The 18326-nt window shown below is 70.6% G+C and carries 19 protein-coding genes; 10 read left to right on the top strand and 9 right to left on the bottom strand.

What is annotated here, in order from left to right; genetic code table 11:
• Window positions 1-340: 340 nt before the first annotated feature.
• A complete protein-coding gene (locus tag ACFU53_RS33425; RefSeq protein ID WP_384000910.1) occupies window positions 341-778 on the bottom strand; it encodes a MarR family winged helix-turn-helix transcriptional regulator in 438 nt (145 codons plus the stop codon).
• Window positions 779-943: 165 nt separating this feature from the next.
• Here ACFU53_RS33425 and ACFU53_RS33420 point away from each other — a divergent pair, with 165 nt between their 5' ends.
• A complete protein-coding gene (locus ACFU53_RS33420; RefSeq protein ID WP_060884252.1) occupies window positions 944-1126 on the top strand; it encodes a hypothetical protein in 183 nt (60 codons plus the stop codon).
• 16 nt (window positions 1127-1142) lie between these two features.
• Here ACFU53_RS33420 and ACFU53_RS33415 read toward each other — a convergent pair whose 3' ends face one another.
• A complete protein-coding gene (locus ACFU53_RS33415) occupies window positions 1143-1289 on the bottom strand; it encodes a hypothetical protein (RefSeq protein ID WP_384000931.1) in 147 nt (48 codons plus the stop codon).
• Between ACFU53_RS33415 and ACFU53_RS33410 the strand changes: the two genes are divergently transcribed.
• From ACFU53_RS33410 to ACFU53_RS33395, 4 genes are all read left to right on the top strand, one after another.
• Window positions 1288-1581: a DUF2530 domain-containing protein gene (locus tag ACFU53_RS33410; protein ID WP_384000907.1), complete on the top strand. Its 294-nt coding sequence runs from the start codon at window positions 1288-1290 to the stop codon at window positions 1579-1581. The genes ACFU53_RS33415 and ACFU53_RS33410 overlap by 2 nt on opposite strands.
• A 138-nt stretch (window positions 1582-1719) precedes the next feature.
• Window positions 1720-4128, top strand: a complete 2409-nt coding sequence (locus ACFU53_RS33405; protein ID WP_384000904.1) for an HAD-IC family P-type ATPase — start codon at window positions 1720-1722, stop codon at window positions 4126-4128.
• A gap of 250 nt (window positions 4129-4378) precedes the next feature.
• On the top strand, window positions 4379-4819 hold the full coding sequence (locus ACFU53_RS33400; protein ID WP_384000901.1) for a hypothetical protein: 441 nt from the start codon (window positions 4379-4381) through the stop codon (window positions 4817-4819).
• Window positions 4820-5273: 454 nt separating this feature from the next.
• A complete protein-coding gene (locus ACFU53_RS33395; RefSeq protein WP_384000898.1) occupies window positions 5274-5453 on the top strand; it encodes a hypothetical protein in 180 nt (59 codons plus the stop codon).
• 177 nt (window positions 5454-5630) lie between these two features.
• Here the strand turns inward: ACFU53_RS33395 and ACFU53_RS33390 are convergent, their stop codons facing one another.
• The 5 genes from ACFU53_RS33390 to ACFU53_RS33370 all read right to left on the bottom strand — a co-directional run bounded on the left by ACFU53_RS33390 (window position 5631) and on the right by ACFU53_RS33370 (window position 12371).
• On the bottom strand, window positions 5631-6419 hold the full coding sequence (locus ACFU53_RS33390) for a DUF5707 domain-containing protein (RefSeq protein ID WP_384000895.1): 789 nt from the start codon (window positions 6417-6419) through the stop codon (window positions 5631-5633).
• Between the two features lie 245 nt (window positions 6420-6664).
• The gene (locus ACFU53_RS33385) at window positions 6665-7210 is read right to left on the bottom strand and encodes an MOSC domain-containing protein (RefSeq protein ID WP_384000893.1); all 546 of its coding nucleotides are present in this window, start codon (window positions 7208-7210) and stop codon (window positions 6665-6667) included.
• A gap of 17 nt (window positions 7211-7227) precedes the next feature.
• Entirely contained in the window at window positions 7228-10371 is a 3144-nt protein-coding gene (locus ACFU53_RS33380) for a sacsin N-terminal ATP-binding-like domain-containing protein (protein ID WP_384000890.1), read from the bottom strand.
• 194 nt (window positions 10372-10565) lie between these two features.
• Window positions 10566-11165, bottom strand: a complete 600-nt coding sequence (locus ACFU53_RS33375; protein WP_384000888.1) for a hypothetical protein — start codon at window positions 11163-11165, stop codon at window positions 10566-10568.
• A 273-nt stretch (window positions 11166-11438) separates the two neighbouring features.
• Window positions 11439-12371, bottom strand: coding sequence for a DUF3027 domain-containing protein (locus ACFU53_RS33370; RefSeq protein ID WP_384000885.1), 933 nt, complete (start codon window positions 12369-12371; stop codon window positions 11439-11441).
• Between the two features lie 509 nt (window positions 12372-12880).
• Here ACFU53_RS33370 and ACFU53_RS33365 point away from each other — a divergent pair.
• The 4 genes from ACFU53_RS33365 to ACFU53_RS33350 all read left to right on the top strand — a co-directional run bounded on the left by ACFU53_RS33365 (window position 12881) and on the right by ACFU53_RS33350 (window position 16482).
• Entirely contained in the window at window positions 12881-14269 is a 1389-nt protein-coding gene (locus tag ACFU53_RS33365) for an MFS transporter (protein ID WP_384000882.1), read from the top strand.
• A gap of 117 nt (window positions 14270-14386) precedes the next feature.
• The gene (locus tag ACFU53_RS33360; protein ID WP_384000879.1) at window positions 14387-14857 is read left to right on the top strand and encodes a hypothetical protein; all 471 of its coding nucleotides are present in this window, start codon (window positions 14387-14389) and stop codon (window positions 14855-14857) included.
• 16 nt (window positions 14858-14873) lie between these two features.
• Window positions 14874-15632 carry a futalosine hydrolase gene (locus ACFU53_RS33355; protein WP_384000876.1) on the top strand — a complete coding sequence of 253 codons (759 nt, stop codon included), beginning with the start codon at window positions 14874-14876 and terminating at the stop codon, window positions 15630-15632.
• The gene (locus tag ACFU53_RS33350) at window positions 15622-16482 is read left to right on the top strand and encodes a 1,4-dihydroxy-6-naphthoate synthase (protein WP_384000873.1); all 861 of its coding nucleotides are present in this window, start codon (window positions 15622-15624) and stop codon (window positions 16480-16482) included. The genes ACFU53_RS33355 and ACFU53_RS33350 overlap by 11 nt, the downstream gene beginning before the upstream one ends.
• A gap of 20 nt (window positions 16483-16502) precedes the next feature.
• On the opposite strand, the gene ACFU53_RS33345 is transcribed toward ACFU53_RS33350, so the two are convergent.
• The gene (locus ACFU53_RS33345) at window positions 16503-16886 is read right to left on the bottom strand and encodes a cold-shock protein (protein ID WP_005486266.1); all 384 of its coding nucleotides are present in this window, start codon (window positions 16884-16886) and stop codon (window positions 16503-16505) included.
• Between the two features lie 474 nt (window positions 16887-17360).
• Between ACFU53_RS33345 and ACFU53_RS33340 the strand changes: the two genes are divergently transcribed.
• Complete coding sequence (locus ACFU53_RS33340; protein WP_384000870.1) at window positions 17361-17612, top strand: hypothetical protein; 252 nt, start codon at window positions 17361-17363, stop codon at window positions 17610-17612.
• A 3-nt stretch (window positions 17613-17615) separates the two neighbouring features.
• Here ACFU53_RS33340 and ACFU53_RS33335 read toward each other — a convergent pair whose 3' ends face one another.
• Window positions 17616-18242 (bottom strand): HAD family hydrolase, encoded by a 627-nt coding sequence (locus ACFU53_RS33335; protein WP_384000867.1) that lies wholly within the window; start codon window positions 18240-18242, stop codon window positions 17616-17618.
• Window positions 18243-18326: the final 84 nt, after the last annotated feature.

The raw sequence follows: 18326 nt of genomic DNA, 5'->3' as shown, positions 1-18326 counted from the left end.
GAGACACGCCACCACCCGCCCCACAAAGCCCCGCCGGTAGTTCCGCACCCCCAACGCCCTGACCAGGGAGCCGCGCTGCCGGGGGGGGGGGGCTCGTGGGGGGTAGGTGGTGCGGGGACGGAAGCTGCTCCGGGGCCCGTACTCAAAGGGTTCGCCTCCTCGCGTGAAATTCGTGCATGTCCTGCGGTTGCGTAAGCCTCACCGCTCCTGTTCTGTCTGCTGGCTTTCGGGTCGGCCCATGCCCGCCCCCGGACGGCGCACGGGCTGTCGGCCGGGGCGTACCGGCGGCCGATCCGGCGTGCTCCCACGGCTGAGGCGCACCCGGCGGCCGGGCGCCGGGTCAGAGATGCGCGAGCCTCTCCAGCACCGGCGCGGCCGCGCGCAGCTTCTCCCACTCGTCCTCGTCGAGGCCCTCCACGAGGGAGGCGAGGAACGCGTTGCGCTTGCGGCGGCTCTCCTCCAGCATCGCCTCGGCCCGCTCGGTCTGGGTGACCACCTTCTGCCGCCGGTCCTCGGGATGCGGCTCCAGCTTCACCAGCCCCTTGCTCTCCAGCAGGGCGACGATCCGGGTCATCGACGGCGGCTGCACATGCTCCTTGCGGGCCAGCTCACCGGGGGTGGCGGTGCCGCAGCGGGCGAGCGTGCCGAGCACCGACATCTCGGTCGGGCTCAGCGACTCGTCGACCCGCTGGTGCTTGAGCCGACGGGACAGGCGCATCACGGCGGAACGGAGGGCGTTGACAGCGGCCTCGTCGTCGCCATGGTTCAGGTCAGGCATGTTCTTTAGCGTAACTCATTACTCTCGCTAAAGACCACCGGAACTCCACAGCCGTGCCCGTGAGCCCCGCCACTCATGCCGATCTCGGCCTGCGTATCACTCATATGAGTGACTAATACGCAGAACGTGACACGACAGAACAGAGCACACCTGACCCTCGTACACATGGGGACCACTGTGCTCAGCCTGCGGATAGACGGGGAGCTGCTCGACCGGCTCCGGACCCACGCGGCGAAAAGGGGAATGAGCGTCCAGGACTACGTGATCGGGACGCTCATTCGGGACGACTTCGACGAGCGGTTCCAGACCGCCGTCGAGGAGACGGAGAAGTTCTACGGGGTGACCTGACCGACCTGCGTGCCGCTCACGTCAGCCCCAGCGCCGGGACCTTCGAGAAGCCGCCGAAGAGACTGACCTCCCCGATCAGCCCGAAGTCGGGGGTCGCGACCGGGTTGCCGGGCCAACGCCATCTCCGCGCGTAGACCCGTCCGCCTCGTAAGCTGTGCCCCATGGCGAAGTGGACCCCCAAGCACGAGGCACCGGAACCCCTGGAGGGGCCCATCGTGCCGACCATCATCGGCGGCACGATCCTGTGGCTCGTCCTCTTCGTCGTACAGCTCCCCTTCTACGGCTGGTACGAGGACCACGGGCACACGTGGTGGGTGTGGACCTGCCTGGCGGGCGGCGGACTGGGGTTCATCGGCATCTACTACGTGCGCAGACGGGACGCGGCGATCAAGCGTGCGGCTGCCGCCGAGGTCGAGGCCGAGGCCGAGGCCGCCGATGTGACGCCGGTCGAGTAGGACTCTCCGCCGATGCCGGTCGGGCCGAGCCGTCGTGTACGACCACGGCATCACGGCGCCCCTCTCCCGTCCTCCCCAGGTCGGATCTTTGGCGCACTCGGCGGGTGAACCCCCAAATCCGCACGTACCGTCGAATGCATGACGCACATCGACGCGGGTACCGACCTCGATCCTGTGCACCCCACCGCCGCCCCGGCCCCGACACACCCGGGGCGGGCGCGTGGTCTGACGGCCGCCGAGGTGGCCGAGCGAGTGGCCCGCGGCGAGGTGAACGACGTACCCGTGCGGAGCAGCCGCTCCACGGTGGACATCGTCCGCGCGAACGTCTTCACCCGGTTCAACGCGATCATCGGCGTGCTCTGGCTGATCATGCTGTTCGTGGCGCCGTTCCAGGACAGCCTCTTCGGCTACGTGATCCTGGCCAACACGGGCATCGGCATCATCCAGGAGTGGCGGGCGAAGAAGACCCTCGACTCCCTCGCGGTGATCGGCGAGGCGAAGCCCACGGTCCGTCGGGACGGCGTGGCCGCGCCGGTCGGCACCTCCGAGATCGTCCTCGGGGACCTCATCGAGATCGGGCCAGGCGACAAGATCGTCGTGGACGGCGAGTGCGTCGAGACCGACGGCCTGGAGATCGACGAGTCGCTGCTCACCGGCGAGGCCGACCCGGTCGTCAAACAGCCCGGCGACCAGGTGATGTCGGGCAGTTTCGTGGTCGCGGGCGGCGGGGCGTTCACGGCGACGAAGGTGGGCCGGGAGGCCTACGCGGCCCAGCTGGCGGAGGAGGCGAGCCGCTTCACCCTCGTCCACTCGGAACTCCGCTCCGGCATCTCCACGATCCTCAAGTACGTCACATGGATGATGGTCCCGACCGCGATCGGCCTGATCATCAGCCAGCTGATCGTGAAGGAGAACGACTTCAAGGACTCCATCGCCCGCACGGTCGGCGGCATCGTACCGATGGTCCCCGAGGGCCTCGTCCTCCTCACCTCAGTCGCCTTCGCGATCGGGGTGATCCGCCTCGGCCGCAAGCAGTGCCTGGTGCAGGAGCTGCCGGCCATCGAGGGCCTGGCCCGCGTCGACACCGTCTGCCTCGACAAGACCGGCACCCTCACCGAGGGCGGCATGGACGTCACCGAGCTGCGCCCCCTCAACGGGATCGACGAGGCGTACGTACGAAGGGTCCTCGGCGCCCTGGGTGAATCCGACCCCCGCCCGAACGCCTCCCTCCAGGCCGTCATCGACGCCTACCCGGACAGTGAGGACTGGCGCTGCACCGAGTCCCTGCCCTTCTCCTCGGCCCGCAAGTACAGCGGCGCGTCCTTCAGCGAGGGCGACGGTGAGTCCAGCACCTGGCTGCTCGGCGCCCCCGACGTCCTGCTCCCCGACGACGACCCGGCCCTCACCCAGACCGAACGACTGAACGAGGAGGGGCTACGGGTACTGCTGCTGGCCCGGGTGACCCTCGAACTGGACGACCCGGAGGTCGCCCGGGGCGCTCACCCCACCGCCCTCGTCGTCCTCGAACAGCGGCTGCGCCCCGACGCCTCCGACACCCTCCGCTACTTCGAGGAGCAGAACGTACGGGCGAAGGTCATCTCCGGCGACAACGCGGTGTCGGTCGGCGCCGTGGCCGGAAAGCTCGGCCTCACCGGCGAGGTCGTCGACGCCCGCCGGCTCCCCGCCGAACGCGACGGCATGGCGCAGGCCCTCGACTCCGGCACGGTCTTCGGCCGGGTCACCCCGCAGCAGAAACGGGACATGGTCGGCGCGCTGCAGTCCCACGGCCACACGGTCGCGATGACGGGCGACGGCGTCAACGACGTCCTGGCCCTCAAGGACGCCGACATCGGCGTGGCGATGGGATCGGGTTCGGAGGCGACGAGGGCGGTAGCCCAGATCGTCCTTCTCAACAACAGCTTCGCGACGCTGCCGTCGGTGGTCGCGGAGGGCCGCCGGGTGATCGGCAACATCACGCGCGTCGCGACCCTCTTCCTGGTGAAGACGGTCTACTCGGTGCTCCTCGCCATCCTGGTGGTCTGCTGGCAGGTGGAGTACCCCTTCCTCCCCCGCCACCTGACCCTGCTCTCGACCCTGACGATCGGCATCCCGGCCTTCTTCCTCGCCCTGGCCCCCAACAAGGAGCGAGCGAAACCCTACTTCGTCCGCCGGGTGATGCGGTACGCGATCCCGGGCGGCGTGCTGGCGGCCGTGGCCACCTTCGCCACCTACCTGATCGCCCGCCACTACTACGCGGGCGAGGGCGCGTTGGAGGCCGAGACCAGCGCCGCCACCCTCACCCTCTTCCTGATCTCCATGTGGGTGCTGGCCATCATCGCCCGCCCGTACACCTGGTGGCGCCTGGGCCTGGTCGCCGCGATGGGCGCCGGCTTCCTGCTGGTCCTCGTCGTCCCCTGGCTCCAGGACTTCTTCGCCCTGCGCCTGGTCGGTACGACGATGCCGTGGATCGCGGTCGCCATCGCGGCGGGGGCGTCTGCCGTACTGGAGTTCCTGTGGAGGTGGGTGGACCGGCGGTTCCCGGCCTAGGACATACGGCCCCGCGTCGGAAACCGGATGCTTCCGGCCGGCGTCCTCGCCTCTGACCGACCTCGTCGAGGCCGCGCCGTCAAGTCACGGCATCGAGCGGCACCGGGAGGCGGCACAGGGAGGGGAGAGGCAGCTCATGAACCCGTATCAGCAGGTGGAATTCCACGCCCCGTGCGGACACTTGATCTCGGCTCCGGCCGATCGTGTCGGGCAGGACGTCCGTTGCCCGCACTGCCACCAGGTGGTCCGGGTGCCGGCGCCCGACGTTCCGTACGCTTCGGCGGTCCCCCTGCCGGCCGGCGCCCCCGAGCCGCCCGCCCTGACCGCCCTCTACCTGACCGCGCTGATCGGCGGTCTCATGGCCGCCGGTCTCGTCTATCTGGTCATGTTCGACGAGTTCTCGGAGTCCGAGCTGGTCACGATCACACCGCTGTGGTTCTTCCCCGTCGTCTTCGGCTTGTACGGGTTCGCCTCCCAGCGGCTGCTGCGCCACATCTCCACGGGCCGCGCGGGAACCCTCGGCGAAGCGGCGCGCCTGTCCATCAACGTGGCCGGTCACTGGGCGGCCCTGGTGCTCTTCCCGTTCCTGGTGCTGAAGTGGCGCAGTTCCCTGCTCGTGTCGCTGGCGGCGGCGCTCTTCTGGGCCGTACTGCTGTGGCTCTTCTTCACACTGCTCTTCCCGAGCCTCTGACAGCACGGCCAACCGAGGCGCGGCCTACTCGGCGGTACCGGTGGCCTTCACGTGGCCTGCCGCGCCCGATCACCGCCCGCAGCCTTGAAGATCGCAACGGCATTGGCCCCCTCGCATGGCTCGGATGCAACCGATTCTTCATTCCCTTCACTTGCCCCTCAGAACTTCCTCAAGTTGATTGCCCCCGTGGTAACAACCGGAGAAGACTTGTTGTTCACGGGTGGGTCACCCCCAACAACCCCTAGATACATGACCAATTGAGGCAGGGGAGAGAAGTGGAGAATCGCCGTGGTGTCACCGGAGCCATGGCCGTCCTGGGCTCCACCGTAATCATCGCGGGAACGACCCAAGCGCAACTTCAACGCCGCCGTTGCCCTTACCAGGACGTGCCCAAGGCGTGGAAGGACGGTTCCTTCGCCGACGGCTCGATCGTCCGACCTGAAGAGGAGACCGCATGACCACAACCGGAAAGACGGTCATCACTGTTCTGTCCGTCATCCTCGCGACTCTGGTGGCTCTCGCAATCGCGGGGTTCGCGTTCTTCGCGTCCGCCGACAGTGATTCCAGCGGGAGTGACCGCAAGGTCGGCATCGGACCGTCCACCGTTGCAGTCCAGGAAGGGGCACTGTCATGAGGCTGTCGGCCATGACGACTCGCGAGAAGGTGATCACCGGCGTACTGACCGTGGTGATCGTCCTGGTTATCAACGGGATGGCCCAGAACATCACCTGGTGAGCACTCGCAGTACACGGTTCCGGTGGAGGTGCTCGGACGAGGTAACCCGTCCGAGCACCTCCCCTTTTTCCATGTTCTACTTCACGTCGATGGCGTCGGCCGCCGAGGTCACGGCCGCCGTGCCCGAGCTGCCCGCGAAGACGTAGCGGTACGTGCCGTCGGCGGTCGCCTTGACGGTGGTCTTCAGGGCGCCCGTGGAGGACGTCTTGACCGTCTTGACGTCCTTGTAGGTGGACGTGCCCTTCTTCTTGAACTGCAGCTTCACGGGCTGGCCGCCGTACGCCGGGAACTTCTCGGTGTCCCAGTTGGCACGGGTCAGCTTGCTCGTGACCGTGATGGTCTTGCCCTTCTTGACCGGCTCCGGAGAGGCATTCGCGCCCGTGAGCTTCGTCTGGCGCTGGATCTTGAAGGTCTTGGCCGGGTCCTTCTCGACGTAGTCGGCGTCGTTGGCCGCGGCGAGCGCCCAGACCTTCCAGGTGCCGGCCACCGAGTTGATCAGGTTCGACTGCGTCTCGACGGTGAAGCTCGCCTTGCAGGACGCCGTCGTGGCGTTCACCTTCTTGCAAGTGGCGCGGCTGTCGTCATTGCCGTTGGCCACGGCGCCGCTGTCGGCGGTGTCGAGGCTCGCGCCGTGGTACAGGACCACGGTGACGTCCTTGAGGCTGATGCCCGAGTTGTCCGAGGCGTTGAAGGCGACCGTGAAGGTCTTCTTGCCGGAGCCGACGACGACCGACTTACCGCCGTTGACCACGACGTTGGAGATCTTCGTGTCCCCGGCGGTCGGAGCGGCCTGCGCGGCCGGGGCGACGAAAGCGGTCAGGGCCAGGGCGCCGGTGACGGCACCCACGATGGCACGCTTGTTCAATGCATTCCCCACGTGGAAGGGATCTCGCGGACGGGTCCGTCGCACGGGATCCGGTTCAGATCCGATGAGCCGGGCGGCTTACGGGAGTCACTTCCGAGAGTTGAGTGACTCCCGTGGCTCCTGAGAATGCCGTTGGCTCGGGTGATCAGATTCACGAGAGGGGCGAATGGTTGTACGAGATCTGGGCTTCCGGTGAAGATGTTGCCCAGATCACAGTGACCCCGCATGCAACCCGGCAAAAGCCGCTATACGCGCTCCAGCGGGCGATGCGGGCCTTCGGGGAGTTCGACGTCGATCGCGTCGCCGGGGCGGACCGTTCCCCCCTGCCGGACCACCCCCATGATCCCGGACTTGAAGGTGAAGTCCCCTGTCATGGCGTCGAGTTCGAAGACCTCCTTCAGCAGCCCCTTCTGGAACGTGTCGATCTGCGAGCACGGGTTACGCAGGCCCGTGACCTCCACGATCGCCTCGTCGCCGAGGTGCAGCAGAGCGCCCGTGGGGAGGCCGAGCAGGTCGACCCCGCGTGTGGAGACGTTCTCGCCGAGCTGACCGGCCGCCACGGTGAAGCCCTTCGTGGCCAGTTCGTCGAAGAGCTCCTCGTGGATGAGGTGCACCTGACGCAGATTGGGCGCGTCCGGCTCGTACGTCATACGGAACCGGTGCTTGATGGTCTCCCCCGCGTGGACGTCGCCCTCGACGCCGAGGCCGGTGAGCAGCGTGACGCTCGTCCGGTTCGGCTTGCTGAAGGAGTACGCCCCGTTCGCGCTCACTGCCGTGACCCGTGCCGTCATCGTGTGGTGCCCGCCTCTCAGTCGAACCAGCGATCCCGTGCCAACTCCGCCGTCCTGGACGGGTCTTCGAGCAGCGCCGCAACCTCGAAGCGGCGCGGCCACTGTCCCGCCGCCCAGGCCAGCCCGGCCGCGACCCCCTCCAGTGTGGCGGCGTGCAGTACGCCGTCCCGGGTTCGGCGCCAGTCCAACTCAACGCCGTCGACGACCAGTTCCTCGTGCTCGACGTACGACGAGGGCGTGGCCGGGCCGAGCAGGACCCGTACCGACTCCGGTACGTCGTGTTCCGTGCCCTGCGAGTCCACCTCCCCGGTCACCGACTCGCTGAGCCGCCGCACCTGGAACAGCTCGGCCAACTCGGCGGCCCGTGACGGCCGTACGGGGAGCAGGGGCACACCGGAGGTGAAGGGCAGCAGGTCGGGGGAGTCGACGACCACGGCGTCGGCCGCGTCCACGACGGTCACCTCGCCGTCCACCACCGCGCGCAACTCGTCCGGCAGGGTCACCTGTTCGGGGTCGAGGTCGGCCAACGCGCTGTACAGGCCGTGCAGTTGGGCGGCCGCCACCGGAAGGTCCGGGTCGGCCAGGCGGTCCAGCAGCTCGGCGGCGCCTCCGGGCTCCTCCAGCAGCGCGGCCACCGAGGTCCGGACGCCCAGCGCCCGCAGGACCTGCCCGTCGTCGAAGCCGGTGGCGTCGGCCTCGTCGTACAGGCCGTGCAGCAGCGGGTCGCCGCCGGCCGCGAGGAGACCCGCAGGGCGGCGACCGTCGAGGACCGGGTGCCCACGCAGCCACCAGGCCGTGTAGGGGCGTACGACCTCGTGCGTGCCGTCCGGGAGCAGGATGCGTACCGGCTCGACGAGGGCGTCGCGCAGCGGGGGCCGGGCGAGCAGGGCGAGCGCCTCCGGCCAGCGGTCCTCGTCGACGAGGTCGAGGTCGCGCACGGCCACGATCTCCGTCGCGACGGGTGGCACGGGGCTGTCCGGGAACCGGTCGAGGATGTCCTCGGACCAGACGTCCACCGCGTCGAGCAGCCCGGCGTCGTCGGGTTCGGCGAAGTCCCCGTCGCGCGGCTCCAGTTCGTCCGGGTCGAGGACCACGTCGGTGGCCCGTACGAGGGTGAAGTTGGCCAGAACTCCACAGGCGGCCAGCGGCTGTTCGCCCCAGCGGTCGGCCAGTTCGGCGTCCACGAAGGCGAGTTCGTCCTCGCGCATGACCCGGGCGAAGGAGCTGCCGGGGAGGACGAGTTCACCGGCGGGCGCCAGTTCGCCGTCCTCGTCGGTCAGGGCGAGGGCGCCGAGCCAGGGTTCGTCGCCGGGGTCGAGGGCCGCGTCGCGGACCAGGGCGAGGACGAGGTCGGCCAGTTCGTCGGCGTCCGGCCGTCCGTCCTCCTCGTCCCACACACCGCCGTCGTCGTCCAGGGACGCGGCGACGGCGGCCCGTACCTGCGGGGTGGTGAGCACGGCGCGCGGGGTCGCGGGCAGGGCGCCCAGCTTCTCCAGGAGGGGATGTGCGGCGTCCGGGTGGGCGACCTTGAGACCGAGGCGGGCGAGGGTCTCGGGGGCCGTCTGCGGCCCGTCGGGGGTCGGCAGGAGCACCTGCCGGGGCCCGATGGTCGTCCGCCCGTCCGCGAGCGGCACCGGCAGCCCGGAAAGGCGGTCCGGATCAACGCCGGCGAGGCTGTCGTAGAGCCGCCGCCACCAGTCGGGCTCCTTCTCCAGGCCCGCGAGCCGGTCGATCGTGTCGCCCAGCGGCAGGCGCGCGACGCCCAACGTGCGCAGTTCCGCGCGCCGTTCGAGCCCGGCGGGCAGCAGGTTGGGCAGGACGTCGGCGAGCACCTGTACGGTCTCGGCCCCGGCCCCCTCGACGACCTCGGCGTCACGGGGGCGGAGGGCGGCGGGCAGGTCGTCGTCGGGCTCGGGCGCGACCGCACGCGGCAGGAACGCGGTACGCGGCAGCCGCTCCAGGATCGCCTGGCGCAGGGCGCCGTCCAGCTCACCCTTGCCCAGCGGGCCGGGCACGAGGTCGATGATCCCCTCGCCCACCGGCTCCCAGGCGGCGAGAAGTCCCGCGTAGGCGTCCGCCGCGCGCTGCACGAGGAAGTCGGTGAGCGGCCCGGGCGCGGCGTGCCGCCGGGTGGTGTCCAGGGGGAAGGAGGCGATGAGCAGCGCGGGCACGCCGAGGGCCTCGTCGCTGGGGGTGGGCGCGTGCACGACGGGGGTGGTGCGCGGCCGGACCGGCGCGCCGTCGGGCCCGGTCGGTACGGCCCAGGTGACGGACCAGTGCGGACGCAGCCGCTCCTCGACGGGCCGGTCGGCGAGCAGCGCGCCCTCGATCGCCCCGTGCTCGGCTACGGTGCGCCAGCGCGTGACCCCGTCCCGCGAGTCCTCGACGACGACGTGCGCCCCCTCCACACGCCGCCGCAACGTCCGCACCTCACCGGTGCCGACCTCGATGACGACCTCGTCGAGGCCGGGCAGCGCGAGGAGCAGCGCGTCGTCGACCGCGTGCAGCAGCCGCTCGGCGAGATCGGCGGCGGCCGTGTCGCGCAGCGGCAGGATGACCACGGTGTCGTACGACTCCGGAGCGGTCCCCTCGGCCGCGAACGGCAGCCGCAGCAGCGGCACATGCCCGTCACGTCGGCGGATCTCGTCCCCCAGGCCGGGGCTGTGCCGGGCGGTGTCGGCGGCGAGCAGCCGGGCCTCGGCGAGCGACCAGCGGATACCGCCGTGCCGCCCGACGACGGCGGGCTCGTCGGTGACGGCGAGCACGGCGGCGAAACCGACGCCGTACCGGCCCACGGCACCGTCATGGCCGTCCTGGCCGTCATGGGGGCCCCGTTTCGCGGACGCGCGGAGTGTGGACAGCGACTCGACGCCGCCCGCGTCCAGCGGGGCGCCGGTGTTGGCGGCGACGAGGACGCCGTCCCGGAGGGTCAGCCTCAGCCGCCCCGGCGCCTTGGCCCGCGCCGCGGCGTCGGCGGCGTTCTGCGCCAACTCCACGACGAGACGGTCCCGGTAGCCGCCGAGGACGAGATCCTCCTCGGCGTTGGCATCCTCGCGGAACCGGGCCGGACTGGTAGCCCAGGCGTCGAGCACGCCCCGCCGCAGCCGAGCCGTCCCGAACGGGTCCGCACCCTCGGCCGCCGGCCGCACGAACTTGCTCACGGTTCACCTTCCATGTCGCCTGGTTCACGAAGGTACCGCGTGGCCGCGCCGCTTTCGCCGGGCACCCAGGGGGGTGGGGGTGCGGTGCCTCGGCGAATGCGGGTGGGTTGTGGCCTGTCGCGCGGTTCCCCGCGCCCCTGGAGGGGCCTGCGGCCCTCCGAAGAAAACCGGGGCGCGGGGAAATTTCACTTCGGTCAGCAGTACTTCTGCTGGACCAGGCGGCCGAGGCTCTTGCTGTTCACCTTCTCGCCGCAGCGGACGGCACCGTCGACCTGGGCGCTGAAGGTCTGGGCCTTGCCCCAGGTCTTCTCGATCCACTTGGTGCCCTTGTCGCAGTAGAAGCCCTGCCAGGTGCCGGTGGCCTTCACCGTGCCCCGGTAGAAGAAGTACTGGCCCTTCTTCGTCAGTGTGTCGGTGATGTTGACGCTCTTGGTCGTGGTCTTCGACTTCTGGTGCGTGTACGACCCCTCGACATTGGCATCTAGGCTCACGAGGACCTTCGCCACGCTGAAGCCGGCGCCGGCACCGCCGCCGATGCTGTACCCGGACGTGACGGTCTTGTCGTGGCCCAGGGTCCGGGAGACGGTCCGGCTGCCGCCCGAGTAGCCCTTCTCGTACCCCTTCACCTTGTGCGTCAGCACCCGGGCCCGGCTCGTGGTCACCCACTTCACCGACCGCGAGCCCGGCTCGCAGATCAGCGGAGCCGCGCTGGCCGTGCCCGCCGCCGGCAGGGCCACCAGGAGCGAGGTGGCGATACCGGTCGTGGCCAGAGCGGCCGTCAGTCTGTTCTTCATTCGGATCTCCCCGTTGGATCGTCAGTCACGGTCCCGCCTCAAACGCTCGTTCAAGGCGTGCACACATCAAATCAACGACCACACGGGAAACAACCAGCCCAGCAGGGGTAGTTGACCTCTCCGGACACCCCTGTCACAGCTTCAAGACAGTAGTGGCCGTCCAGGAACGCGCGAGGGGAACTTCTCGTCGCAGCCCAGCCGCACCAAGGTCAGGGGCGCGGGAAACTGCGCGAGCAACCACACACCACCCGCCCCCGCCCGACAACCGAACCCCTACGAGTGCCCCAGATCGGCCTCGTCCTCGGTCTCCTCGACCCCCACGGAAACCGACCCCGAATCCGGCGACGGCCGCAGCGGGAAGGGATCCACCCGGGTCTCGTCCAGCCGCGGCGGAGCCGGGCGCGGCGGAGCCGGCATGACCGCCGCCTCCGAGTGCCCCCCGCACCCGTACGTCAGGGAGACCATCCGCCCGTCCGCCGGCGCGAACTCGTTCGCGCACACCCCGAAGGCCTGCCCGAGCGACCCGCCGATCGGCACGAGGAACCCACAGCTGACGCATGCCGCGGGCGCGGCCTGGGCCATCGCGGTCTTCGCCCCGAACCCTTCCTCCCACCGGTCCGCCGCCGTGTGCAGCCCGTACCGGGACAGGACCCGGGCCCTGCGCATGCCCAGTTCCTCGGCGACCGCGGCGATCGACCCGCGGGTCGGCGCGAACGGCAGGTTCGCCGGCACCCCGCCGGTGACCTCGGCGTCCTCCGCCTCCACCAGCTCGGCCATGTCGTGCGAGACCGGGGAGTTCGGCAGTGGCTCGTCCTCGCCGGAGTACCCGGGCTCCAGCCGCAGGTCCTCGGCGTCGGTGGGCAGCAGGTCGCCCGGGCCCATGTCGCCCGGCCTGAGCCGCTCGCTCCACGGCACCCACTCCGGCGCGAGCAGCGCGTCGGAGCCCGGGAGCAGGACGACCTCGTCCAGGGTCACGACCTTCGCGCGTGAGGCCCGGGCGACGGTGACGGCCCAGCGCCAGCCGCGGTAGCCCATCTCCTTGCACTCGAAGAAGTGCGTCACGACGCGGTCGCCCTCGGAGACGAGCCCCGCGTGCTCGCCCACCACGCCTGGCGCTGCGGCCTCCTCGGCGGCGGAGCGGGCAAGGTCGACGGCCTCGGCACACAGGCGGTCGGGGGTGCGGCTTCGCGTTGTCGCTGCGCTCACAGGTATCGCTTCTCTCCTACGCCGTCTCACGAGTGCGCCTCCCTCGGCGGGGGTGCGGACGGAGCGGACCAAGGGGCCGCGTCGACGTCCGCGCCCGATCGCACTCGGGCGCACCTATGTCATCCATTCTGCGGGATGAACGAGAGGCGCGCGGCCGAGAACAACCGCCGCAGGCGCGCTATGCACGCTACCTTCTCCGAGGCTCCGCGCCCACACCGACGTAGCGGTTCCGCGATTCCGCTGCGTTCGGCTTTGGCCACGGAGGGGGTCGGAGGGGGCTCGACAAGCGCCGTCGGCGGTTGGCTTGAAGGGATCGCCCAGAAGCTCGGGGGCAGCGGTCGTCAGGCGTCTGCGGGTGGATCGTGGCTGATCGCACGGTTCCCCGCGCCCCTGAAAAGCAGCGCGGGGAACCGCGCGCAAGCCCCCACGCACCCGCGGACAACACACGCACCACAGCCATACGAGCGGTAAACGCACTACGGCCCGCTTTCTCGGGGCACTATGACGTGGTGACCGGCGCCGAGCGGAGCGGAGCGCGCGGATCGGGTCGGGTGACCGGCGCCGTCCGCTCGTTGGGCCGCGCCCTGCACCTCCCGGTCACCGGCCCCGCCCGAGGCATCCGCAAGGCCACCCACGCCCACGGCGCCGGCGAGTCCGGCCTCGGCAAACTCATCGAGCTGCACGGTGTGAACGGCGCCGGCGACGTGATGATCACCGTCTCCCTCGCCTCCACGGTCTTCTTCTCCGTCCCCACCGACGAGGCCCGCGGCCGCGTAGCCCTCTACCTCGCCATCACCCTCGCCCCCTTCGCCCTCCTCGCCCCCGTCATCGGCCCCCTCCTGGACCGCCTCCCGCACGGCCGCCGCGCCGCGATGGCCGGCGCGATGCTGGCCCGCGCCCTCCTCGCCCTGCTCCTCGTCGGCGCCGTCGAGACGGGCAGCCTCCAGCTCTACCCCGCCGCCCTGGGCGTCCTGGTCGCGTCGAAGGCGTACGGAGTGATCCGCAGCGCGGTCGTACCCCGCCTGCTCCCACCCCGGTTCTCCCTGGTGAAGGCCAACTCCCGGGTCACCCTCTGCGGCCTGCTCGCCACCGGTGTCGCCGCGCCGATCGGGGCGGGGCTGCAGGCTCTCGGACCCCGCTGGCCCCTCTACGGCGCCTTCGTGATCTTCATCGCGGGTACGTTCCTCTCCTTCACACTCCCCTCGAAGGTCGACTCGGCGAAGGGCGAGGACCGGGCCCTGCTCGCGGCGGACCCCGAGCATCTGCACGGCCCGCACCGCAGCAGCACGCGTCTGCGCCCGGGCCTGCGGACGGTCGGCCCGGCGGTCACGCACGCGCTCGCCGCCAACGCCGCCCTGCGCGGTCTCTCCGGCTTCCTGATCTTCTTCCTGGCGTTCCTGCTGCGCATCCACCCGCTCCACGGGCAGAGCGCCGCCGTCTCCCTGGGCATGGTGGCCGTGGCGGCCGGTACGGGAAACGCGCTGGGCACGGCCGTGGGGGCGTGGGCGAAGCAGCGCTCACCGGAACTGATCATCGTGACCGTCGTCGCCGTCGAACTCGGTGTGGCGATCACGGCGGCCCTGTTCTTCGGCTGGTTCTTCGTCGCCTTCCTCGGCGCGGTCGCCGGCTTCTCGCAGGCCCTGTCGAAGCTGTGCCTGGACGCCCTGATCCAGCGCGACGTCCCCGAACTCGTGCGGACCTCCGCCTTCGCCCGCTCCGAGACCCTGCTCCAGATGTCCTGGGTGGTCGGCGGCGCCATCGGTATCGCCCTCCCCCTCAACGGCACCCTCGGGATGGCCGTGGCCGCCACGATCGTCGCCGCCGGCTGGCTCACCACGGTCCGCGGCCTCCTCTCCTCCGCCCGCCAGGGCGGCGCGCCCCGCGCCCGCGTGGCGTGACCGCTCGGGCGCTTCGACCGGTGTGACCCGGCGAAACGGGGGCCGCCCCGGCTACCGGACCCGGCACGCCGTACCCCACGTAAGGGCACCCCTGGACATGCCAGATAGCCTTCGCCCATGACCTTCCCGCGTTCCCGTCGCGCCGCAGCCACTCTCGGCGCCGTTTCCGCCGGACTTCTCGTCCTGTCGGCCTGCGATGAGCCGACGCCGATGGCCACCGTCACGATCGGCACCGACTCGATCAGCGCCGAGGCCGAGTGCTACCGGACCCTCGACACCGCACAGGCCAAGGAGTGCGCGGAGGAGAAGCCCTCCAAGTCGATCGAGTTGCCGGAGGGCAAGGCCCTGCGCGTCGGCGTCGACCCGGAGGTGGCGAACACGGGCTGGGCTCTGTGGATCAACGGGGAGCAGGCCACCAGCGACACGTTCGACAAGACGTACTGGTCGTTCGAGAACCCAGGCCTCTTCGCCACCCAGCCCGGTCAGCCCGCCCAGAAGTCGCTGACGATCAGCATCGTCGAGCAGAACGAAGCGGGTTCGGAGATCAAGGGCGTGTGGAACTTCGAGCTGAAGAACCCGGACGCCTGATCCACACACGCCGCCCATGCGCATCCTCGTAGCCACCGCGGTCCCCGCCGAACGGGACGCGGTGGCACGGGCGCTCCCGGGCCCCGCCACCGAGACACGGCTCCCGGCGGCGACCCTCCACCGCTTCCGGATCACCGCTCACGAGCGCGAGTCCCTGCCGTCCGGCCATGACCACGACGGTCAGGGCTACGACCTCCTCGCCGCCGGTGTGGGCCCCGCCCTCGCCGCCGCCTCCGTCGCCGGTGCGCTGACCGCCGCGGCCCTGGAGGGCAGACCGTACGGGCTGGTCGTCTCCGCCGGTATCGCGGGCGGGTTCCTGCCCGAGGCGCCCCTCGGCTCTCTCGTCCTCGCCGACGAGGTCACCGCCGCCGATCTGGGCGCCGAGACGCCGGACGGCTTCGTCCCGGTCACCGACCTGGGCTTCGGCACCGTCACCCACCACCCGCCGCAGGCCCTCGTACGCGCCGCCGCGACCGCCACCGGCGCCCGCACCGGCACGGTGCTCACCGTCTCCACGGTCACCGGCAGCGCCGAGCGCGCGACCGCCCTGCGGGCCCGCCACCCGCGCGCCCTGGCCGAGGCGATGGAGGGCTTCGGGGTCGCCGAGGCCGCCGCCGCGCACAGCACCCCCGTCCTCGAACTGCGCGCCGTCTCCAACCCCGTGGGCCCGCGCGACCGCGCCGCCTGGCGCATCGGCGACGCGCTGACCGCACTCACCGAGGCCTTCGGGAAGCTGACGCCCGTACTGGAGAGTTGGGACCCCCATGAGCACTGAAACGCTGAGCGGCGGGCTGCGGATGGCGTACTCGCCCTGCCCCAACGACACCTTTGTCTTCGACGCCTGGGCCCACGGCCGGATCCCCGGCGCGCCCGCGCTCGACGTGACGTTCGCGGACATCGACATCACCAACGGCATGGCCGAACGCGGCGACCTCGACGTACTGAAGGTGTCGTACGCCGTGCTGCCGTACGTCCTCGACGCGTACGCGCTGCTGCCCTGCGGCGGCGCACTGGGCCGGGGTTGCGGCCCGCTGGTGCTGACGCGGGAGCCGGGCACGGACCTCACCGGCCGTACGGTGGCCGTGCCGAGCGAGAGGTCGACCGCGTATCTCCTCTTCCGCCTCTGGGCGGCGGACACACTGCCCGGCGGGGTCGGCGAGATCGTCGTACTGCCGTTCCACGAGATCATGCCGGCCGTGCGGGACGGCAAGGTCGACGCCGGTCTCGTCATCCACGAGGCCCGCTTCACGTACCAGAACTACGGCCTCCACAAGCTCGCCGACATGGGCGAGCACTGGGAGGACACGACGGGCCTGCCGATCCCGCTGGGCGCGATCATCGCGAAGCGCTCGCTCGGCGCGGAGACGCTGGCCGGGCTCGCCGAGACGATCCGCGCCTCCGTCCGCGCGGCCTGGGACGACCCCGAGGCCTCCCGCCCGTACGTCCTCGAACACGCCCAGGAGATGGACCCGGCCGTCGCCGACCAGCACATCGGCCTTTACGTCAACGAGTTCACGGCGGAGCTGGGCGAGGACGGCTACGCGGCGGTCAGGGGTCTGCTCACACGCGCGGCGGCCGAGGGACTGGTACCGCCCCTCGGCCCGGACGCGCTCGCATTTCCTTAGCCACCCCAGGAGTTGTCGGACTACACGTCCAACTGGTCGGCCACGGCGCGGAGAAGACCCGCGATCTTCCCGCCCGCGGCGCGGTCGGGATAGCGGCCCCGCTCCAGCATCGGCGTGATGTTCTCCAGGAGCGTGGTCAGATCCTGCACGATCGAGGCCAGTTCGTCGGGCTTCTTGCGCTGGGCGGCGGCCACCGAGGGGGCCGGCTCCAGAATCGTCACGGAGAGGGCCTGATCACCGCGCTGACCGGCGACGACCCCGAACTCGACCTTCTGACCCGGCTTCAAGGTGTCGACACCGGCGGGCAGTACGGAGGAGTGGACGAAGACGTCACCGCCGTCGTCACGGGAGAGAAAGCCGAAGCCCTTCTCACTGTTGAACCATTTGACCTTGCCAGTCGGCAAAGCACACACTCCCTCTGTCGCCCCCGGCCACTTCTGCACGCCGGTTGATCTGCCGTCATGACACCTTACCGGGGGTCTCTCCACCTCAACACGGCTTAAAACGAGACTGAGCCCCCGCCCGTGTCGGCAGAGGTTCAAAGTGGTGCAGGAAGCGTGAAGGGCTTGGCTTTCCTTCACTTCCGCCACCCTTGCGGTGCGCGGCCACCACCGCCGGTTGCCCCGGCTCGCCGGTGAACGCGACGTTCTTCATCCGCCCGGCCGCGGTCCAGATCGACACCGTGCGCTGATCGTGCCGCCAGGACAGCATCCGGTCGTCATAAGGCTGCGCGGCGTCCGCGCGGAAGGTGACCGGCTTGCCGGCCGTCTTCTCGTACCGCTTGGAGCCGGGCTCGCCGTAGTTTCCGTTACGGAGGTCGGCGCGGGTGACAAGACGTCGGCCGACTGTTCCCTCGCGCTGGGAACTACCCTGGTCGGGTGCGTGACAAAACCCAACCGAATTCCGCCGAACCCGGTGACCGGCTGATCCGTGCCGGGGCGATCGTGTTCTTCGTCGGTGCCGTGGCCACACTCGTCACCGTGGCACCACTGTTCCTGGGAACGACTCCGTTCCCCACCTACATGTTCGTCCTGAGCATGCTCATGGGCGTCGGCTTTCTCGTCGCCGGCGCCGGAGTCCTCCAGTCCGCCGCGGCGGGGCGCAGAAGGGCGCGCGAGGCACGTCTCTAGGTCCTACCAGGAGCGTGTCCGCCGGTGTGTGTCCAGCCATTCCGGGAACGCGGTCAGGTCCGTGAGGACGACGTCGGCGCCGGCCTCGCTCAGCTCCCGCTCGTCGCAGGGGCCGGTGGCGACGGCGACCGCGTACGCCTGTGCCGTGCGGGCGCCGCGTACGTCGCCGGTGTGGTCGCCGACGTACACGCTCGCGCCGTGCTCGCGCAGCGCCGCCGCCTTGGCCTCCGCCCACAGGTCACCGACGAGTTCGTCGGGCTCCATGCCGAGGTGCTCCAGGTGCAGCTTGGCGTTGGGCTCGTACTTGGCGGTGACCACGATCGCCCGCCCACCGGCCGCCCGGACCGCCGCGATCGCCTCCGGCGCGCCCGGCATGGCGGGGGTCGCGGCGATCGCGATCGCCGGATACATCTGCCGGTAGAGGTCCGCCATCGCCGGGATCTCCGCCGCCGGGAACCAGTGCGCCAGCTCCTCCGCGAGCGGCGGCCCCAGCCGGGTGACCGTCAGATCGGCGTCTATGTACGTCCCCGTCCGCGCCGCCAGCGCCTCGTAGCAGGCATGGATCCCAGGCCGCGAGTCGATCAAAGTCATGTCGAGATCGAATCCGACGGTCAGTGCGCGAGAGTTCATGCCGCCCATTTTGCGCCGGGTGGGGTGGCGGGTCGGGTGCGGGTGGGGGCTGGTCGCGCAGTTCCCCTGCGCCCCTGAAAAAGC

It is taken from the genome of Streptomyces sp. NPDC057474, assembly GCF_042802555.1.
Lineage (GTDB): Bacteria > Actinomycetota > Actinomycetes > Streptomycetales > Streptomycetaceae > Streptomyces.
This window is presented reverse-complemented; position numbering and strand designations above follow the sequence as displayed.